The organism is Pseudochrobactrum asaccharolyticum, assembly GCF_003314995.1.
Lineage (GTDB): Bacteria > Pseudomonadota > Alphaproteobacteria > Rhizobiales > Rhizobiaceae > Pseudochrobactrum > Pseudochrobactrum asaccharolyticum.
This window is the reverse complement of sequence record NZ_QNRH01000004.1, coordinates 148,100-166,460: the sequence shown is the minus strand read 5'-3', so window position 1 is coordinate 166,460 and position 18,361 is coordinate 148,100. Positions and strand designations below refer to the sequence as shown.

The 18,361-nt window shown below is 52.2% G+C and carries 16 protein-coding genes; 9 read left to right on the top strand and 7 right to left on the bottom strand.

Annotated elements, in window-relative coordinates; all coding sequences use genetic code 11:
• Window positions 1-81: 81 nt before the first annotated feature.
• The gene (locus DFR47_RS11945) at window positions 82-1,947 is read right to left on the bottom strand and encodes an ABC transporter ATP-binding protein (protein ID WP_113944653.1); all 1,866 of its coding nucleotides are present in this window, start codon (window positions 1,945-1,947) and stop codon (window positions 82-84) included.
• Window positions 1,948-2,181: 234 nt separating this feature from the next.
• On the opposite strand from DFR47_RS11945, the gene DFR47_RS11940 reads away from it, so the two are divergent.
• Both DFR47_RS11940 and DFR47_RS11935 read left to right on the top strand, forming a co-directional pair.
• A complete protein-coding gene (locus DFR47_RS11940; protein ID WP_113944652.1) occupies window positions 2,182-2,385 on the top strand; it encodes a hypothetical protein in 204 nt (67 codons plus the stop codon).
• 232 nt (window positions 2,386-2,617) lie between these two features.
• Window positions 2,618-3,073 (top strand): tRNA (cytidine(34)-2'-O)-methyltransferase, encoded by a 456-nt coding sequence (locus DFR47_RS11935; RefSeq protein ID WP_113944651.1) that lies wholly within the window; start codon window positions 2,618-2,620, stop codon window positions 3,071-3,073.
• Window positions 3,074-3,296: 223 nt separating this feature from the next.
• Here the strand turns inward: DFR47_RS11935 and DFR47_RS11930 are convergent, their stop codons facing one another.
• Entirely contained in the window at window positions 3,297-3,557 is a 261-nt protein-coding gene (locus tag DFR47_RS11930) for a hypothetical protein (RefSeq protein ID WP_113944650.1), read from the bottom strand.
• Window positions 3,558-3,891: 334 nt separating this feature from the next.
• On the opposite strand from DFR47_RS11930, the gene hemF reads away from it, so the two are divergent.
• Complete coding sequence (gene hemF / locus DFR47_RS11925) at window positions 3,892-4,806, top strand: oxygen-dependent coproporphyrinogen oxidase (RefSeq protein ID WP_113944990.1); 915 nt, start codon at window positions 3,892-3,894, stop codon at window positions 4,804-4,806.
• Between the two features lie 36 nt (window positions 4,807-4,842).
• On the opposite strand, the gene blaOXA is transcribed toward hemF, so the two are convergent.
• The 4 genes from blaOXA to DFR47_RS11905 form a co-directional block, all read right to left on the bottom strand.
• Window positions 4,843-5,652: a class D beta-lactamase gene (blaOXA, locus tag DFR47_RS11920; RefSeq protein ID WP_113944649.1), complete on the bottom strand. Its 810-nt coding sequence runs from the start codon at window positions 5,650-5,652 to the stop codon at window positions 4,843-4,845.
• Between the two features lie 87 nt (window positions 5,653-5,739).
• Window positions 5,740-6,990, bottom strand: coding sequence for a CCA tRNA nucleotidyltransferase (locus DFR47_RS11915; RefSeq protein WP_113944648.1), 1,251 nt, complete (start codon window positions 6,988-6,990; stop codon window positions 5,740-5,742).
• Between the two features lie 11 nt (window positions 6,991-7,001).
• On the bottom strand, window positions 7,002-7,613 hold the full coding sequence (locus tag DFR47_RS11910) for a CoA pyrophosphatase (RefSeq protein WP_374788320.1): 612 nt from the start codon (window positions 7,611-7,613) through the stop codon (window positions 7,002-7,004).
• Window positions 7,614-7,692: 79 nt separating this feature from the next.
• The gene (locus tag DFR47_RS11905; protein WP_113944989.1) at window positions 7,693-8,331 is read right to left on the bottom strand and encodes a DUF1285 domain-containing protein; all 639 of its coding nucleotides are present in this window, start codon (window positions 8,329-8,331) and stop codon (window positions 7,693-7,695) included.
• Window positions 8,332-8,498: 167 nt separating this feature from the next.
• Between DFR47_RS11905 and DFR47_RS11900 the strand changes: the two genes are divergently transcribed.
• From DFR47_RS11900 to DFR47_RS11885, 4 genes are read left to right on the top strand one after another with little or no spacing between them, the layout of a single operon-like run.
• Entirely contained in the window at window positions 8,499-9,503 is a 1,005-nt protein-coding gene (locus tag DFR47_RS11900; protein ID WP_113944646.1) for an AAA family ATPase, read from the top strand.
• Window positions 9,503-10,417 carry a DUF58 domain-containing protein gene (locus DFR47_RS11895; protein WP_113944645.1) on the top strand — a complete coding sequence of 305 codons (915 nt, stop codon included), beginning with the start codon at window positions 9,503-9,505 and terminating at the stop codon, window positions 10,415-10,417. The genes DFR47_RS11900 and DFR47_RS11895 overlap by 1 nt, the downstream gene beginning before the upstream one ends.
• Window positions 10,418-13,306 carry a DUF4159 domain-containing protein gene (locus DFR47_RS11890; RefSeq protein ID WP_113944644.1) on the top strand — a complete coding sequence of 963 codons (2,889 nt, stop codon included), beginning with the start codon at window positions 10,418-10,420 and terminating at the stop codon, window positions 13,304-13,306. It begins immediately after the preceding gene.
• A 2-nt stretch (window positions 13,307-13,308) separates the two neighbouring features.
• The gene (locus DFR47_RS11885; RefSeq protein ID WP_113944643.1) at window positions 13,309-15,396 is read left to right on the top strand and encodes a glutamine amidotransferase; all 2,088 of its coding nucleotides are present in this window, start codon (window positions 13,309-13,311) and stop codon (window positions 15,394-15,396) included.
• Between the two features lie 47 nt (window positions 15,397-15,443).
• Here DFR47_RS11885 and DFR47_RS11880 read toward each other — a convergent pair whose 3' ends face one another.
• Window positions 15,444-15,968: a GNAT family N-acetyltransferase gene (locus tag DFR47_RS11880; protein ID WP_113944642.1), complete on the bottom strand. Its 525-nt coding sequence runs from the start codon at window positions 15,966-15,968 to the stop codon at window positions 15,444-15,446.
• Between the two features lie 403 nt (window positions 15,969-16,371).
• Here DFR47_RS11880 and DFR47_RS11875 point away from each other — a divergent pair, with 403 nt between their 5' ends.
• Both DFR47_RS11875 and DFR47_RS11870 read left to right on the top strand, forming a co-directional pair.
• Entirely contained in the window at window positions 16,372-17,349 is a 978-nt protein-coding gene (locus DFR47_RS11875; RefSeq protein ID WP_113944641.1) for a glutathione S-transferase family protein, read from the top strand.
• A 272-nt stretch (window positions 17,350-17,621) separates the two neighbouring features.
• Window positions 17,622-18,320, top strand: coding sequence for an OmpW/AlkL family protein (locus DFR47_RS11870; protein ID WP_113944640.1), 699 nt, complete (start codon window positions 17,622-17,624; stop codon window positions 18,318-18,320).
• The last annotated feature ends 41 nt before the right edge of the window (window positions 18,321-18,361 follow it).

Below are 18,361 nucleotides of genomic sequence, written 5' to 3'. Positions count from 1 at the left end.
CAGGACAAAGCGTTTTTAAGAAGAGAAAATGGCAGCCGCCCCTTATCAAGCGGCTGCCTTTCTTCTAACTCTGCACCAGTATTACTGTGCAGGCTCAGCCAGTTCGGCCTCTTCTTCCTCGTCAAAACCGAGGAAACCACCGGACTGACGCGCCCAGAGCGAAGCATAAACGCCACCCTGCGCAATCAGTTCTTCATGGGTGCCATCTTCAATGATCCGCCCCTGATCCATAACGATCAGACGATCAAGCGCTGCAATGGTCGACAGGCGATGCGCAATCGCGATAACGGTCTTGCCTTCCATCAACCGGTACAGACTATCCTGAATCGCCGCTTCCACTTCGGAATCGAGTGCGGAAGTTGCTTCATCCAGAATAAGGATCGGCGCATCTTTGAGGATCACACGGGCGATTGCCACACGCTGACGCTGACCACCGGACAGTTTCACACCACGCTCACCGACATGCGCATCAAAGCCCTGACGGCCTTTGAGATCGCTGAGATGTGGCAGGAACTGATCAGCCTGAGCCTGAATCACCGCCTCCATCATCATCTCGTCGGTCGCATCAGGACGGCCATAGCCGACATTGTCACGCACCGAGCGGTGCAGCAGCGATGTATCCTGTGTCACCATACCGATATTGGCACGCAGACTGTCCTGCGTAACTTTGCAGATATCCTGACCGTCGATCAGGATTTTACCCTGTTCCAGATCATAGAAACGCAAAAGCAGGTTCACCAGCGTTGATTTACCCGCACCGGAACGGCCGACAAGACCGACCTTTTCGCCCGGACGAATGTTCAGCGACAGATCATTGATGATGCCTTTGCCTTTGCCATAGTGGAAACCGATATGATCAAAGGTGATCTCACCGGAACGCACATGCAGCGGTTTTGCATCTTCATGGTCAATCACTTTGCGTGGCTGCGCGATAGAGCGCATACCATCCTGCACTGTACCGATATTCTCGAACAGCGCGGACATTTCCCACATGATCCACTGGGACATACCGTTCAGACGCAGACACAAAGCAATACCGATCGCCACAGCACCAACCGAGGCAACATTATCGATCCACAACTTGATACCCAGCGCGCCGACTGAAAACAGCAGCACAGAGTTCATAAAATACAATGAGCCGAAGAACTGCGTTACCATACGCATCTGACGGTTCACCGTATCCTGAAACTGCTCCAGACTGTCACGGACATAGCTTTCCTCGCGCTTTGTGTGCGAGAACAGTTTAACCGTGGCAATATTGGTGTAGCTGTCGACGATACGACCGGTCATTTCAGAACGGGCATCGGCCTGCGCCTCGGAGATCACCCGCAGACGCGGAATGAAATAACGAAGCAGACAGACATAAGCACCTAGCCAGACGACAAACGGGATCATCAGGCGCCAGTCAGCTGTGGCTGCGATAAACAATGTACCGGTGAAATAGACCGAGACATAGACCATCACATCCGCAAGCTTGATAACCGTTTCACGCACAGCCAGTGCGGTCTGCATCAGTTTGGTGGAGATACGTCCGGCAAATTCATCCTGAAAGAATGTCATCGACTGACGGATCAGATAACGGTGCATCAGCCAGCGGATACGCATCGGGAAATTCCCGATCAGCGTCTGGTGCAGAACCAGTGATTGGAGCAGAACAATCAATGGCAGGATCACCAGAATAACGCCGCCGATCAGCGCCAGCTTCCACCCTTCCTGCTGCAGGAAGGTTTCACGGCTATGCTCGCCCAGCCAGTCCACGACATTACCGAGAAAAGCAAACAGCGACACTTCAAAAATCGCGATCAGCGCCGTGAGCAATGCCATGACAATGATCCACGGCCATGCACCGCGGCTGTAATACATACAGAATTTGAACAGGCCTTTTGGCGGCTGTTCCAGCGGCACGTCCGGATAGGAGTGCAGCCGTTTTTCGAACCAACGAAACATTTCAGACCTCAAATACGGGGAATCCCGTGCGAACCGTCCTCTATGCCTTTTCCGCAAAACGGATATGACAGGAACGGCTTGTTTCATGTGCGGCTTCGTCTTGTCTCTTACAAGCAGAGCGTAAAACGAAACTTTAGCAATTTTGAGAGCACCGAAGATCCGCGGACATAACACCCGAAAACCTTCAATGCTGATTGAGGATTAAATGCGTGAGGACATTTAACCGGAAGATGGATGGAAGATCGTATTTTGCCTGCAGGTCCGGCGGCACAACTCAACGCCGGAAACAGGTTATCAGGTGGTTTGCTACAGCAATCTGATGAATACGTTATTTTATCAGTCCCGTTTACTGCAACGCCGCAGACGGTGAACCAAAGCAGGCGATGGTGCCTGCAACAGAAGCGGCTGCTACTGGGCAAAGATTCAAAGAAATCTTAATGGTCATCACAGCCTCCTTCATGGTCAATCTGATAAAACGGACGCTCCGTATAGCACCATGATTTTTATGCGGCTAGCTTAAAGCAGAGTTTTTCCGTTCACTTTGCCGAGAACATGCCGAACTGTGACAGATTACACACAATTCTTATTCTTTGAAATTATATGCTATAGGCCGCTCATCTGATAACATTGCTACAAACCCGATGCCCTTTGCAGAAGAAATGACTACCTGATGACAATACATATCGCGCTTTTTCAACCGGACATTCCCGGCAATACAGGAACCATTTTGCGTATGGCCGCTTGTCTGGGTGTCGCAATTCATGTGATTGAGCCTGCCGGTTTTGATCTCTCTGATCGCGGGTTGAAACGTGCAGGCATGGATTATCTGGAACAGGCAGCTCTGACCCGTCATCTTGACTGGGAGCATTTCAACAACTGGCGTCTGTCAGAAAACCGCAGGCTGGTCTTGCTTTCAACCAAGGCCGCGCAACCCTATACGGATTTCAGCTATCAATCGGGTGATATTCTGCTGTTTGGCCGGGAGTCCGCGGGCGTGCCTGATTACGTGCATGAAACCAGCGAAGAGCGCATTATTATTCCGATGGTTGAAGGCGCGCGCTCACTCAATCTCGCACTTTCAGTGGCAATGGCCGCCGGAGAATTTATTCGACAAACTAAAAACTAGAATTTATTCGACAGGCGAAAAGTTAAAGACAAAGCTTTAGATTTCAGTCAATTAGCGAAAAAAGCGGAATCTGTTTCTGATCCTGTTGAATCAGAACATCAGCAAATTCCGCTAAATAGCTTAGAGCGCCGTGTGCCATACTTGGCACACAAAATTCGCTCTAACACTTTAAAATTAGAGCATAATTTCTTCTTAAGCTGATCCAATTTTAAGGAATTATGCTCTAGTCGGAACTTGGCAGGCGCCGGATGGTAAACTCGATCACATCATTCGGCCGCACATACCAGCTTTCAATCTCTGTCCAGTAGGCTGCCTTCGGATAGGCATCAAACCACTCGCGCGCTTTGACACGGGCAATACTGCGCGGCAGTGAGAATGTTTCACGGATATAGCCATCGCTGATATTCGGCTTCACGCCGGATGCAGCTTTGCGCATCTGCCTGCGCAGACCTTCAAGCGGCGGTTTTGGCGGAATGGATGTCATAAGCGATCTCCTTTACAGCACCATCGAAGGGTCAAAAGACAAAGCGGACATTTTAAGCTCGGCATAAATTAGTCACTTACAAAGGGTTACAATCCGCAGCTGCACCACTCACACAACCCTGTATTGTAATTTACCGCAGAATCTCGCTAGAAACGAGTCATTTCCGTGTCTCTTATCGCTATAAAGTGTGAACGGAATCTGTCTTTTTCCAAAAAACAGAAAGCTTTCATAAACATAATCCGGTTTATGAAGACTATATAACCTGTTGACAGCTGCTGATATGCTGGTGCTGCGGCTTCACCCAAAGCACCCAAAACATAACAAGGAACCAAGCATGCAACGTCCGGATCTTCCAGCTCATCTTCCAGATAATATCGATGAGAAAAAACAACTGGCGCAAAACTGGTTCGAAGAACTGCGTGACCGTATCTGCTCCCTGTTTGAAACGCTTGAAGACGAAGTCGCAGGTCCACTGAGTGACCGCGAAGCCGGCCGTTTTGTTCGCACACCTTGGGTAAAAGATGAAGGTCGTGGTGGCGGCGGTGTCATGTCGATGATGCATGGCCGTGTTTTTGAAAAAGTCGGTGTGCATGTCTCCACAGTCTATGGTGAGTTTTCACCGGAGTTCCGCGCACAAATTCCGGGTGCCGATGAAGACCCTCGTTATTGGGCAAGCGGCATCTCGCTGATTGCACACCCGCAAAATCCGAATGTACCGGCAGTGCATATGAATACCCGTATGGTTGTCACAACCCGCCAGTGGTTCGGCGGTGGTGCCGATCTGACACCAGTACTTGATCGTCGCCGGACACAGGAAGATGCCGATAGTCAGGCCTTCCATAAAGCGCTGAATTTCGTCTGCAACAAACATGCAGGCATTGCCGATTATGACCGCATGAAACAATGGTGCGATGAATATTTCTATCTGCCGCACCGTCAGGAACCGCGCGGTATTGGCGGTATTTTCTATGACTGGCTGCATTCAGCCGACGAACAGGGCGGATGGGATGCTGACTTTGCATTCACCCGCGATGTCGGCCGCTGCTTTGCGGTGGTCTATCCGCATATTGTGCGCCAGAATTTCAACCAGCCGTGGACAGAGGAAGATCGCGAAGAACAGCTGATCCGCCGTGGCCGCTATGTGGAATTCAATCTGCTGCATGACCGTGGCACGATCTTCGGCCTCAAGACCGGCGGCAATATTGCATCGATTCTGTCTTCCATGCCGCCAGTGGTAAAATGGCCTTAATATAAATATCAGAACGGGGGCATTAGCCCCCGTTTTTTATTGATCAAAATTTTTCAGGAATTGTGCGCGGATCAGCATACCGGAGCTCACTTTTACCGGCTTATCAAAGACCTGCATATTCGCAAAAACCAACTGACGGCCGTCTTTTTCCGCCCAGCCGACAAACCAGCCTAAGCGCTGTTCACCTACAAACTTGCCTTTTGCATCACGCAGCCGCGCTGCACCGGTTTTGCCGGTAACCTTCCAGCCTTTTTCCGATGCAAAAACTGTCATTGCAGCTTTGGCTTTCTGTTGTGCCTGCTTGGATACCGGCAAAGTCTCATGCACAAGCTTATTCAGAAATTGTATCTGCTCGTCCGGTGAAATCTCCAGTGAAGAGCCAATCCATGAACCTGTCAGCCCGTCCTGTTTTCCGGCTCTGCCCGAAACATCCATATTGCCGTAATCAAGTGCTGCTACAGCTTCAGAAAACTGCTTCTGTCCCAATTGCCGTGTAATTTCACGCGAATACCAGACAACTGATTGCTCCAGCCATCGTGCCGGATCAACCGCAATTCTGTCACGCTCCGGTGCTTCCATTTCTGGCTTCCACTGCCAGACCGGATCATGTTCCGAGTGGAGGATGTTTTTGTCGTAACCGATCACAGCGAGCGGCACTTTAAATGTCGATGCCGGCGTGAAACGCTTATCACAGACACCTTTGCGGGAAAGGATTCTCTGCGATGCGGCATCCATGACCACCGCGCACTCAGCTACAACGCCCTTTTCAGCGGCTTGTGCCTGAAAGCTGATCCCGCCTGTCAAACCCAAAGCCAATAATACTGCTGATCGCAATCTTTTATCCATAATACACAACTCCGGAATACTGAAAATATTAAGCACCTGTACCCGTAGTTAAAAACAAAAACGGGGCGGAAATTCCGCCCCGATATGTCAGGATAAAGATGCTAACAGATTTTCTTTTGTGAGCTCAAATCCGGAAGCCAGCCATGTTGCCTCGAGTGCTTTGAGCCGCTTGCCAAGCTCGGGGCCTTTTTCAAAACCAAGCTTCATAAGATCAGCACCGCTGAGCGGAAACACCGGCACATCTGCCGTTTCTGCAACCTCCAGCAAACGACTATACTGCCCTGCCCGCATCATCGCCTGATTATCATTTTCCGCTTCTGCGCGCGCAGAGACCAATGCCAGTTTCATCCGGTCAATAAGAGCCTGCCGCGAACCGCCATAGATAAGCTTGATCAGACCGGTATCAGACAATTCAGGCTTTGGCAGGTCAGCCAGCGCCCAGGCTTCCAACCGTGCTTTATCGGCATTGGAGAGGCGCAGCCTTTTGCCAAGCTCAGTCATTCGCGCGGCATCCGGCGGCACAATTGTCTGCAAACGCAACAGAGCATCCGGCTTCCAGCCCAGATCGCGCTCACTGCGCACCAGCGCATGAATGCCATCAATGCCCCATTTTTCGCTTTCCGGCAGAATTTGGCTAAGCACACCGGACTGGCGCATCCATAGCAATGCACGTGACGGATCAGGTGCAGAGAGCAGTTTTTTCAGCTCCGACCACACCCGCTCGGCAGACAATGACTGTAAATGGCTTTTCAGTTTGGCACTGGCTTTCAGACCTGCCGCATCCGGCCGTCCTGTTCCATACCACGCGAAAAAGCGGAAGAAGCGCAGGATACGCAGATAATCTTCCGTAATCCGTGTCTCGGCATCGCCGATAAACCGCAGAACTCTGGCTTCAATATCCACCAGTCCGCCGACATGATCCACCACATCGCCGTTAGCGCACACATAAAGCGCATTAACGGTAAAATCACGGCGCTCGGCATCGGTCTGCCAGTCACGGCCAAAGGCAACCGTCGCTTGGCGTCCGTGTGTTTCCACATCGGCGCGCAGCGTTGTCACCTCATAGGGCACACCGTGTGCAACAACCGTTACAGTGCCATGATCGATACCCGTCGGCACAACTTTAAAGCCGCATTTCTCAGCACGCGCTTTGGTCTCTTGCGGTAGCGTTGTGGAGGCAATATCAATATCGCCCACCGGCTCGCCCAGCAATGTATTGCGCACAGCACCGCCAACAACACGTGCCTCTTCACCATCTTCTGAAAGCGCTGCCAGCAATTGCTGCAAAGACGGCACATTCAGCCAGTCCGCACGATCTGCAATATTCAGCACTGTCATTGTCTTCTCACTCACGCATAAAGCCTTTCATAGAGGCTGCGGATAATCCCCGCTGTTGCGCCCCAGATATTCCGATTCTGATAATGGATGGCATAGAAAAACCGTTCATGTCCTGCAAAGATGCGGCTCTCGCGCTGATGCTGCTGCGGGTCCATAAGAAAGTGCAGCGGTACTTCAAAAATATCCGCCACTTCATCCGGATTAGCGCGCAGTTCAAACGGTGTGCGTACAACGGCCAAAACCGGTGTAATCGTATAGCCGCTGCCGGTCATATATTGCGGCAAACGCCCCAGTGTCTGAGCCTGTCTCACGTCCAGCCCGATTTCCTCATTAGCCTCGCGCAGTGCCGCATGTTCCGGGCTTAAATCCTCTGCATCAATCTTGCCACCGGGAAAAGCGACTTGTCCTGAATGGCTGCGCATCTGCGCATTACGCGTGGTCAGCAACACGCTGGCATGATCGCCGCGATCCACCACAGGGATCAACACGGCTGCCGGTTTGAGCTTGATCTTCAGGCGCGGATCAGCACCTGCCATAACATGAGAGGCAGTCCATTGCGGATTGAGCGCATGATCGCCGCCTACTGGCAGGCCGCTTGAATCAAATTCATCGGCAACCGCCATAGCGCTTTGTTTTTGTTCAACTCTGCGCATCAAATCCTGCGCCGTAAAACCCGTATCCGTTATAAAATCTGTCATCTTATCACTGTAAGTTTTCAGCTGCCATTACCGGAAATAACTGCCCGCTTGAGCGCAAGGCAAACATTAGCTGCCCGTCGATCAGCAACTCTTCACCAAGGGCTACCAGATCATACATCACAGCACGGCTGACCAGCGCCTCAAGACGTCCTCTGACCAATATATAGGGTTTCAATCCGCCAGTTTCATCATCAATCACAAAACGCAGCGGATGTTCTGCATCGGCCTTCACAACATCACCGACATTAGTACGGAAAGTCAGAACCTGTGCGTCCCCCTCACCGGAAACGTGCATCTCAACGGCATTGAAATGTGCATCCTCTACACGGATGGCGATCTTTTCAACCGGTGTCACCAGATAGGTTTTGCCATCTGCATCTTTGCGCAGCACCGTGGAAAACAAACGCACCAGCGCCGGACGGCCAATCGGTGTGCCCATATAGAACCATGTGCCGTCGGCCTTGATTTCCATATCCAGCTCACCGCAAAAATCCGGTTCCCAGCGCTCCACCGGCGGCAATCCCTTATTCTCTTTGCCCTCTCCAAGCTGGTTGGCAGCACGACGCATCAGCGCATCCAGACCACCTGAATCAGCGGCAATCCCTTTAGCAACAACACCGGCATTCTTGTTTGTTTCCGTCATATTGCCGCTGTTCATTTCAGTTTCCTGTTAAGAGCTGTGCCTAATCGCCGGATGCATGTGCGATTAAACAGACCGATACCATTTACGCTTCCATCAGCATGACATAGTCTTGCCCGATGATTCAAGTAATCCGGATAAAGCATCTGTTCAGGAATTAAGAGGACATTATGAATTTTACCACTGCGCCGAACATAGATCCTGAGGCCGTAATACAGGCTGCCGATCAGGCTGTCAGTGATATCAACCGGATACGCGAACAAATCGGGCAGGTCATCTATGGTCAGCAACAGGCCGTTGAGAATACGCTGGTCGCATTGCTTGCCGGTGGTCATGCCTTGCTGGTCGGTGTGCCGGGTCTGGCAAAAACACGTTTGGTGGAAACGCTTGGCACTGTTCTCGGTCTTGATGAAAAGCGCATCCAATTTACACCGGATCTGATGCCGTCTGATATTATCGGTTCGGAAGTGATGGATCAGGACAGCGATGGCCGCCGCTCCTTCCGCTATATTAAAGGGCCGGTTTTTGCCCAGTTGCTGATGGCTGACGAAATCAACCGTGCCTCACCGCGCACCCAGTCTGCATTGTTGCAGGCAATGCAGGAATATCATGTCAGTGTCGCCGGTCAGCGCCACGATCTGCCAAATCCGTTCCATGTGCTGGCAACGCAAAACCCGCTGGAACAGGAAGGCACCTACCCGCTGCCGGAAGCACAGCTTGACCGTTTTCTGATGCAGATCGATCTGGATTATCCTGATTTGGAAGCCGAACGCGCCGTGCTGCTCAACACTACCGGCACAGCACAGGCACGACCGGTCAAAGTGATCGAAGCTGCCCGCTTGCAGGAAATCCAGCAGCTGATCCGTCAGATGCCGGTGCCGGAAACCGTGCTTGAAGCGATCCTCAAACTGGTACGTTCTGCCCGCCCTGATGCGCATAACATCCATGCGAAAAATCACATCAGCTGGGGGCCGGGTCCGCGCGCCGGACAGGCATTGATGCTCTGCACCCGCGCCCGTGCACTTTATGAAGGCCGCCTTGCGCCATCTGTTGATGATGTGAAAGCGCTGGCCGAGCCGGTTCTCCAGCATCGTATGGCGCTAAATTTTGCAGCGCGTGCCGATGGCGTGAGCGTGCGTGATGTGATTGCCAAACTGACACAGGCTCTCAATTAATGGCTGCAATCGGTACCATAACCAGTCCGGAACAGGCCATTGACCTGCTTAGCCCTTCCCGTCAGCAGGCGGCACTGATGCCGGATCTGATCACACAGGCACGTCACATTGCCGGTTCTGTGATCAATGGCTGGCATGGCAGACGCAAACGCGGTACCGGCGATAATTTCTGGCAGTTCCGCCCATATGCACAGGGCGATATGCTCTCGCGCATTGACTGGCGGCGCTCTGCCCGTGATGATCATACCTATATGCGTGACCGCGAATGGGAAACGGCGCATACGATCTGGCTGTGGTGCGATCCTTCGCCGTCCATGCTTTATCAGTCCCGTTTCAGTCCGGTTTCCAAACAACACCGTGCATTGGTGCTGACTTTAGCGCTGGCCGAATTGTTCAGCCGCTCCGGTGAACGCATCGCCTATCCGGAAATTATGCCGCCATTGCTTGCCCGTAACGGCGCTGAGCGGCTGGCAACTGCATTGCTGCAACAAAAGACTGTCTCCGCAGAGCCTGATCTGCAATCTTTGCAGCGTTTTAACGAACTGGTGCTGATCAGCGATTTTCTGCAACCGGCAGATATCCTGAGTGCCAAGCTGGATCAAATTGCGAGGCGTGGTATCCGCGCTCATCTTATCGCCGTTGCTGATCCTGCCGAGGCGGATTTTCCTTTTGCAGGCCGCACAGAATTTCGTGATCCGGTCAGCGGAGCGGTTCTGATCGCCGGTCAGGCGCAGACCTATGCGGAAGAATATCGCAGGCTCTATCAGGCACAGCGCAATTTTTTACGTGAGACCTGCACAAAATTTGGCTGGAGCTTTATCACCAGCTCTACCGACAAACCGGCCGCACAGGCGCTCACGACATTGCATGGCTTTTTGGCGCAGTCTCACACCGCATCCGGAGGCGCGTTTTAAATGCCGCTGATTTTCACTGCCCCGTGGCTGCTTGCCGGTCTGGCGACTTTACCCGTTATCTGGTGGCTGTTGCGGGCAACGCCGCCAAAACCGGCGCAGGAACCATTTCCGCCGCTGGCTATTCTAGCAAAAATTGCCCGCCACGATCAGGAAGCCAGCAAAAGCCCGTGGTGGCTGACGGCACTGCGCCTGCTGCTGGCAGCACTCGTCATTTTCGCTGTTGCAGGCCCTGTCTGGAAACCACAGCCTGTTACTTTCACCGGCACACAGCCGGTTGTCATTATGATTGATAATGGCTGGGCTTCGGCACCGCATTGGGCAGAATTTGAAAATCAGGCACAATGGCTGATCGCCAATGCAGAGAAAAATGACGCGCCAGTCTTTTTGACTGCCACAGCTGAACCGCAAAATGCTGCAAGCGGGCCGTTTACCGCTGCACAAGCACTGGAACGTCTGCAAGCATTGGAACCACGCCCCGTCCCCGTTGAGCGTCTTGCTACAGCGGAGCGCCTGAGCACTGCTCTGAAAAACACACCGGAAGCCCGCATATTTTATCTGAATGACGGACTGGAAAGCGCTCAGGACAAACAGGCTTTTGCTGCGCTGGATAAGGTTCAGGCGGTTTCCGTGCAACTGATCATGCCTGAAAGCCTGCCGCTTTATGCCATTCAGGGCGTCTCCAATCAGCAGGATGCTTTGACCGTCAGTCTGTTGCGCCCGTCTGATGATCGTAAAGCTGTGCGAGCCCGGATCAGCGCCTATGATAATCAAGGGCGCGTATTGGCACAGACCCAAGCGGAATTTGCAGAAAATGCTGACAAGGCAACAGCGCAACTGATCATACCGGTTGAGCTGCGCAATGATATTGCCATGGTGCGTGCAGATCAGATGCGCCACGCCGCTGCAACATGGTTGCTGGATGATAATAATCGCCGCCGCCGTGTCGGCCTGCTCGATGCCGGCAATGCGGATAAGGCACATTCACTGCTGTCGCCGCTGCATTATATTTCTTCAGCCATGGCACCCTTTGCCGACCTGATCAGCGCTAATGACCGCGATCTGGCTCAGTCCGTGGACAGTCTTCTGGAAAAGAAACCATCCGTCATCATCTTGTCTGATATCGGACGTCTGCCGGAAGGCGCGACCACCAAACTATTGAAATGGGTAGATGAAGGCGGCACATTGCTGCGTTTTGCGGGGCCGCGTCTGGCGGCAGCGCAAAGCGGCGATCAGAATAATAAACGTGATCCGCTGCTGCCTGTGCAATTGCGCAGCGGCCAGCGTAATCTTGGCGGCACATTGTCGTGGTCAACACCGCAATCCATTGCTCCCGCACCGGAAAACAGCCCGTTCCGCAATATCCAGCTCCCCGATGATGTGACTGTGCTGCGGCAAGTGCTGGCAGAACCATCACCGGATCTGATGCAGAAAAGCTGGCTTAATCTGGCGGATGGTACACCACTGATTACCGGTGAGAACCGTGGCACCGGTCGTTTGGTGCTGTTTCATATCGCGCCGGATATCGGCTGGTCGAGTTTGCCGCTCTCCGGCGGCTTCGTCGATCTGCTGCGCCGCATTACGGAAACCTCCGGCGCACAAAGTGCAGCGGGTAGCACTGATCAGACAATTACCCTGCCAGCCTATCGCCTGCTCGATGCTGTCGGCAATCTGGCAGGGCAGCCGGTTGCCGCGCGTCCGCTGGTGATTGAAAAAGGCAAAACCCCTGCAAGCTCAATTCTCAATCCGCCCGGCCTTTACGGCACAGAGCAGGCGCATAAAGCTTTGAACCTGATGACCAGCGATACAGTTCTGAGCCCGCTGTCCAAACCAGATATGACCAGCAATGTCAGTATGGTACCGGCCACACGAGCCCAGACCATCAACCTGCAAGGCCCGTTATTTGCATTGGCTGCTCTGTTGCTGGCGCTTGATGGTCTGCTGATGTTGTGGATTGGCGGTACGTTTTCAGGTCGCCGGTTGCGCGGTTTCACGTCAAAATCCTCCGGCACAGTCAAATCCCTGCTGATCCTTTTTGTTTTGTCAGCGGCATTTGTTGCCTCACCTTTCGCCGTCCAACCGGTACAGGCGCAGGAAACAGCAGTAAAAGATGACAGTAAACCGGATGATCAGGCAAAGATTGATGTGCTTGATGTTACCCATCTGGCCTATGTACTGACCGGAGACAAAGCCACAGATGATCTGAGCCGCATTGGTCTGAGCGGTCTCAACCAGTTTGTTGCCGACAAAACCTCACTGGAACCCGGTGCACCAATTGGCGTTGATCCGGAAAAGGATGAGCTGGCTTTTTACCCGATGATCTATTGGCCGGTGGATGAGAAAGCGCCGTTTCCGAGTGAAAAAGCTCTGCAGCGCATTGATGCTTATATGCAGCAAGGCGGTACAGTCATTTTCGACACTCGCGACCAGCTCTCAGGGAATACGAGTGGTCTGAGCGGCAGCAGCCCTGCCACCGAGCGCCTGCGCGAAATGCTGGATGCGATGAATATTCCGCCGCTGGCACCGGTCGCGGATAATCATGTTTTGAGCAAAACCTTCTTCTTAATGCCCGATTTTCCCGGTCGCTATCGTGGCAGCCCGCTCTGGGCTGAGGCACCCGTTGAGACCACAGATACCGCTGAGCAGAGTGCTGACAGGCCGGTGCGCAACGGGGATGGTGTCAGCCCGATCCTGATCACCGCCAATGATCTCGCAGGCGCATGGGCGATGGATGAAAACTGGCAGCCGCTTTATCCGACAGTACCGAATGATCCGATGCAGCGGGTCTATGCGCTGCGCGGTGGTGTGAATATGGTTATGTATGTGCTGACCGGTAATTATAAAGCAGATCAGGTGCATGTACCCGCTTTGCTGGAACGGTTGGGGAATTGATGATGAGCCTGTTTTCCCTCAACTTCTCCCCGTTGCTATCTTCTCTCTGGCTGGCACTCTGTCTGGTGCCGCTGGCGCTCATCACGCTTGCAGGTTTAGCCTTACGCAAACGTGGCAGCCTGTTGCGCCTCGCCGGTTTTGCAGCCCTCGCATTGGCCTTGTTCAATCCTGAAATAACACGCGAACAACGGGAACCGTTGAAAACGATTGTCGGCGTTGTGGTTGACCGCAGCGCCAGTCAGTCTCAGGGCAATCGCACACAGGATACTGACAGTGCGCTTGAAGCTTTAAAACAAAAGCTCAGCGCCCAGCCGGATATTGAAACACGGATTATCGAAGCCGGTGCTGGTACAGAAAACCGCGATACTACCCGCCTGTTTACAGCACTGAACGAAGGTCTGCGCGATGTACCGCCATCGCGGATCGGCGGCGCGGTAATGATTACCGATGGTCAGGTGCATGATGTGCCTGCAAAAGCCGATGAGCTGAATCTCCAGGCTCCCGTTCACGGGCTGATTACCGGTACAGGCGATGAATTTGACCGCAACATCCGCTTTATCCGCGTGCCGCGCTTTGGTCTGAGTGGCAAACCGCAAGAACTGGTTTTCCGTGTTGATGATGCCGGTAAAATCCCCGTAAATGCATCGCAAGCCACGGTTACCATTCGTATCAATGGTGAAATGGTTGCCACAGTTCCGACACCTGTTGGTCAGGATGTTAAAACCGAGATCACCCTGCCCCATGCCGGTCGCAACATTGTGGAAATCGCCACAGAGCCGCTGGAGGGTGAAGTTACCACAGCCAATAATCAGGCTGTTGCGCTGATAGATGCAATCCGCGAAAATCTGCGGGTGCTGCTGGTTTCCGGTGAGCCGAATAATGGTGAGCGCACATGGCGCAACCTGCTCAAATCCGACACCTCTGTCGATCTCGTGCACTTCACCATTCTGCGTCCGCCGGAAAAACAGGATGATACGCCGATCAATGAATTATCACTGATCGTTTTTCCGACACGCGAATTATTCGTCGACAAGGTTGAAGATTTCGACCTGATCATTTTCGACCGCTACCAGCACCGCAATGTGCTGCCGCTGCTCTATTACGATTACATTGCCCAATATGTGCAGAATGGCGGCGCTCTGCTGATCGCGGCAGGCCCCGAATATGCGGACAGCATGTCCATCGCCCGCACGCCGCTGCTCAGTGTTTTGCCTGCCTTGCCAACCGGTACTGTCACGGAAAAAGGCTTTTATCCGCGTCTGACTGAATCAGGTAAACGTCATCCTGTGACACGAGGTCTTGAAGGCAGCGAGCAGGAACCACCGCAATGGAGTCGTTGGTTCCGCTCTATCGATATTAATACACCGCAGGGCGAAACCGTGATGCAAGGCCCTGACAACAAACCATTGATGGTACTTGGCCATCAAGGCAAAGGCCGCGTTGGCATGCTGCTCTCTGATCAGGGCTGGCTCTGGGCGCGCGATTTTGAAGGTGGCGGCCCCTATGCATCGCTCTATCGCCGTATGGCGCATTGGCTGATGCAGGAACCGGAACTGGAAGAAGAAGCTCTGACCGCCAAGGGGACTTCCGACCGGCTGGACATTACCCGCCAGACGATGAGTGATAAGGTACCTGCTGCCAAAGTCACAACACCATCAGGTAAAGTGCTTGACGTACCACTGACGCAATCTGTCGCCGGTCAGTTCACCGCGCAATTGCCGGTCAGTGAACAAGGGCTCTATAAAATTGAGAATGGTGATTATTCCGTTCTTGCCCATGTCGGCAATGTGGATACACCGGAATTGCGCGACAGCATTTCCACCACGCAGAAACTGCAACCGGTAGCACAGGCCAGCGGCGGCAATATTATGCGCTTGCGGGAAACAGCCCAGCAAACGACCATCACCATACCGGATGTCACTCTGATGAACCGCGCACAAACGCAAAGCCCTGCTGATATGCTGGGCTTCAAACCGACACAGGATACAAGTCTGGTAGCGGTGCATCGCATTCCGCTTTTCACCAGCCTGCTGGCCTTGGCAGCATTACTGCTCATTCTCGGCGGGACGTGGTATCGTGAAGGGCGTTAAAAATGAAAAGGCGGTTTCAGTAATCTGAAACCGCCTTATTTTTAAGACTAAAGCTGATTGAGATGTCTGACCTGCCCCGCCAGCTCTTGCAACTCCGGCCCTGTCAAATGCGCGGCACCCGGCAAGATACAAGCCAGCAATCTCTCCGGATTAACCGGCGCAGGCATAATCACCTTATTGGCGTCCACTTTAACAAAGCCAAACTTATTATAATAAGGGGCATCACCGACCAACAGGCTCAGCCGGTGTCCGGCTTTTGCTGAGGCTTCCATCGACTGGTTCATCAAAATCCGGCCAATGCCGCGGCTTTTCCAGCCATCGCGCACAACCAAAGGCCCCAGCAGCAAGGCCGGTGTGGTGCCGATTGCAATCGGTGTCATTCTGATAGAGCCGATCAGCCGTCCGCCATGGAGTGCCACAAAAGACAAATCGCGATCATGCGCCCCACCCTCACGGATACGTGCAGCAGCACGGACAAATCTGCCCGGACCAAAAGCAAGCGCATTAATTTCTTCGATTTCCGCATCGTGGGCGCAGGTTTCCTGCACGTAGGTCAATTCAGACTGCAACATGGCACATCACAATTTCAGAGATTTTGAATTCAGAATTTTCGCGTTCTTCTGTCGCCGTCAGAGGGCGTAAAACGCAAACAGGTGTCCACCGGTGCCGCGCACCGTTTACAATCTCATCGTCGGATGAACTGCAGACCTGTCAATTCCGTTCTCCTGAAAGGTGAAGTGCCGCAAACTGATGCGGATAAGATTGCTTAGCATCATTCTTTTTCATCGTAAAGAGCTATGATGAAAATACCATAGACGCAGTATCGTCCTGTTTTCAGGACAGCGTGTTCTGCAAAAACACTCAGATCAAACGAGACTTTCCGGCATTATGTACTACATTAATGCTCAGAACTTTCTGCCGCTGTCGTTGATGTGAACTATCCGGTCTAAAGCGGCCAATATAAGGAATATTTTCATGGGTCTTTTAGTTGACGGCAAATGGCACGACCAATGGTATGATACGAAAGCGACCGATGGGCGCTTTGTCCGCTCGGCATCGCAATTTCGTAACTGGGTCACCGCTGACGGCAGTGCAGGCCCAAGTGGCACCGGTGGCTTTAAGGCTGAAGCCGGACGCTATCATCTCTATGTCTCCCTCGCCTGTCCGTGGGCACACCGCACACTGATTTTCCGCGCTTTGAAAAAGCTGGAAGATGTCATCAGCGTTTCTGTTGTTGATTATCTGATGGCCGAAGAAGGCTGGACATTAACCGGTAAAGACGGCGCCACACCGGATCACCTCTATGGTGCCAAGCGCCTTTATGAAATCTACACCCGCGCCGACCCGCATTATTCCGGCCGTGTGACTGTACCGGTTTTATGGGACAAGCAGCAGCAGACGATTGTCTCCAATGAATCTGCCGAGATCATTCGCATGCTCAATACTGCCTTCAATGAATTCGGCGATGCATCACTGGATTTCTATCCGGCAGAACTACGCAGTGAAATTGATGCGCTGAATGATTTTATCTATCCGAACATCAATAATGGCGTTTACCGTGCAGGTTTTGCCACTGCACAGGATGCCTATGAAGAAGCCTATAACAATGTATTCGATGCTCTGGATAAGATCGAAGACATTCTTAGCAAGCAACGCTATCTGGCCGGTACCCGCCTCACAGAGGCAGACTGGCGCCTGTTTACCACGCTGATCCGCTTTGATCCGGTCTATGTCGGGCACTTCAAATGCAACAAAGCCCGCATTGCGGACTATCCAAACATCTCAAATTATGTGCGCGAGCTCTATCAGATGGAAGGTATATCCGGCACGGTTAACTTTACTCATATCAAAAATCATTATTACATGAGCCATAAAACCATCAATCCGACCGGCGTAGTACCTTCAGGCCCGAAATTAAACTATAATGAGCCGCATGACAGAGATCGTTTTTAATTTTTCAACTTAATACAAATTGATTCACCAAGTAAAAACTACCTGAAAAACACGATCTATACATAAAAATACTCTGAATGAATATAAAAGAGCACCTTACTCAACGTGTCAATTTTATCACACCGCATTACAATCAATCTGTAATGCGGTGTTTTGCTATGCCTGATTGATTTCAATCAATGGAGAGTTCCTTGCCGCCTGTCATTTTACATGCATTCATAAGCACAACTTAATTTAAACCTGTGCATTCCTGAGCTTTAAGGATATCTGACATGGCATTATTTTCGGCAAACCGTCACACCTGCGCCCTTCTGGCCGCAACAGCACTCACTGCTCTTGCAGTGCAGCCTGTTCTGGCTGCCGATGCAATTATTGCACCGGTTGAACCTCAGATTACAGAAAATCTGCCGGTTGTACTCAGCCCGTGGCAGGTTCGCGTTCGTGCGCTTGGCGTCGTTCCGGAAAATCGTGGTTATGTCAACGAAGTACCGGGTTCAGGCATTAAAGCCTCCAATACAGTCGTGCCGGAACTCGACATTTCCTACTACTTCACCAATAATATTGCCGCTGAGCTGATCCTTGGTACAACCTATTCCAACATTACCGGCAAAGGCGCTATTGATGGTCTTGATGTTGGTAAAACATGGCTGCTGCCACCAACTCTGACCCTGCAGTATCACTTCACTGATTTTGGTGCTTTCAAGCCATATATCGGTGCCGGTGTGAACTACACCTTCTTCTATAACCAGAAGAACCACGATGCAGACTATCTGAAAGTTAAGAATACTTTCGGCGGTGCGCTTCAGGTTGGTTTTGACTACATGATCGACGATCATTGGGGCTTCAACGTTGACGTTAAAAAACTCTATCTGCGTCCGAACTTCGACGTTACTGTCGGCGGCACAGAAATGAGTGGCAAAGCCAAGCTTGACCCATGGCTGATCGGTACAGGTATCACCTACCGTTTCTGAATTTCATGGAAAAGCCCGCTTTCAGCGGGCTTTTTTATATC

Coding starts and splice junctions, on each gene's coding strand:
- DFR47_RS11945 (WP_113944653.1), bottom strand. CDS start 1,947: ATGTTTCGTTGGTTCGAAAAACGGCTGCACTCCTATCCGGACGTGCCG.
- DFR47_RS11940 (WP_113944652.1), top strand. CDS start 2,182: ATGGAAGATCGTATTTTGCCTGCAGGTCCGGCGGCACAACTCAACGCC.
- DFR47_RS11935 (WP_113944651.1), top strand. CDS start 2,618: ATGACAATACATATCGCGCTTTTTCAACCGGACATTCCCGGCAATACA.
- DFR47_RS11930 (WP_113944650.1), bottom strand. CDS start 3,557: ATGACATCCATTCCGCCAAAACCGCCGCTTGAAGGTCTGCGCAGGCAG.
- hemF (WP_113944990.1), top strand. CDS start 3,892: ATGCAACGTCCGGATCTTCCAGCTCATCTTCCAGATAATATCGATGAG.
- blaOXA (WP_113944649.1), bottom strand. CDS start 5,652: ATGGATAAAAGATTGCGATCAGCAGTATTATTGGCTTTGGGTTTGACA.
- DFR47_RS11915 (WP_113944648.1), bottom strand. CDS start 6,990: ATGACAGTGCTGAATATTGCAGATCGTGCGGACTGGCTGAATGTGCCG.
- DFR47_RS11910 (WP_374788320.1), bottom strand. CDS start 7,613: ATGGCGGTTGCCGATGAATTTGATTCAAGCGGCCTGCCAGTAGGCGGC.
- DFR47_RS11905 (WP_113944989.1), bottom strand. CDS start 8,331: ATGACGGAAACAAACAAGAATGCCGGTGTTGTTGCTAAAGGGATTGCC.
- DFR47_RS11900 (WP_113944646.1), top strand. CDS start 8,499: ATGAATTTTACCACTGCGCCGAACATAGATCCTGAGGCCGTAATACAG.
- DFR47_RS11895 (WP_113944645.1), top strand. CDS start 9,503: ATGGCTGCAATCGGTACCATAACCAGTCCGGAACAGGCCATTGACCTG.
- DFR47_RS11890 (WP_113944644.1), top strand. CDS start 10,418: ATGCCGCTGATTTTCACTGCCCCGTGGCTGCTTGCCGGTCTGGCGACT.
- DFR47_RS11885 (WP_113944643.1), top strand. CDS start 13,309: ATGAGCCTGTTTTCCCTCAACTTCTCCCCGTTGCTATCTTCTCTCTGG.
- DFR47_RS11880 (WP_113944642.1), bottom strand. CDS start 15,968: ATGTTGCAGTCTGAATTGACCTACGTGCAGGAAACCTGCGCCCACGAT.
- DFR47_RS11875 (WP_113944641.1), top strand. CDS start 16,372: ATGGGTCTTTTAGTTGACGGCAAATGGCACGACCAATGGTATGATACG.
- DFR47_RS11870 (WP_113944640.1), top strand. CDS start 17,622: ATGGCATTATTTTCGGCAAACCGTCACACCTGCGCCCTTCTGGCCGCA.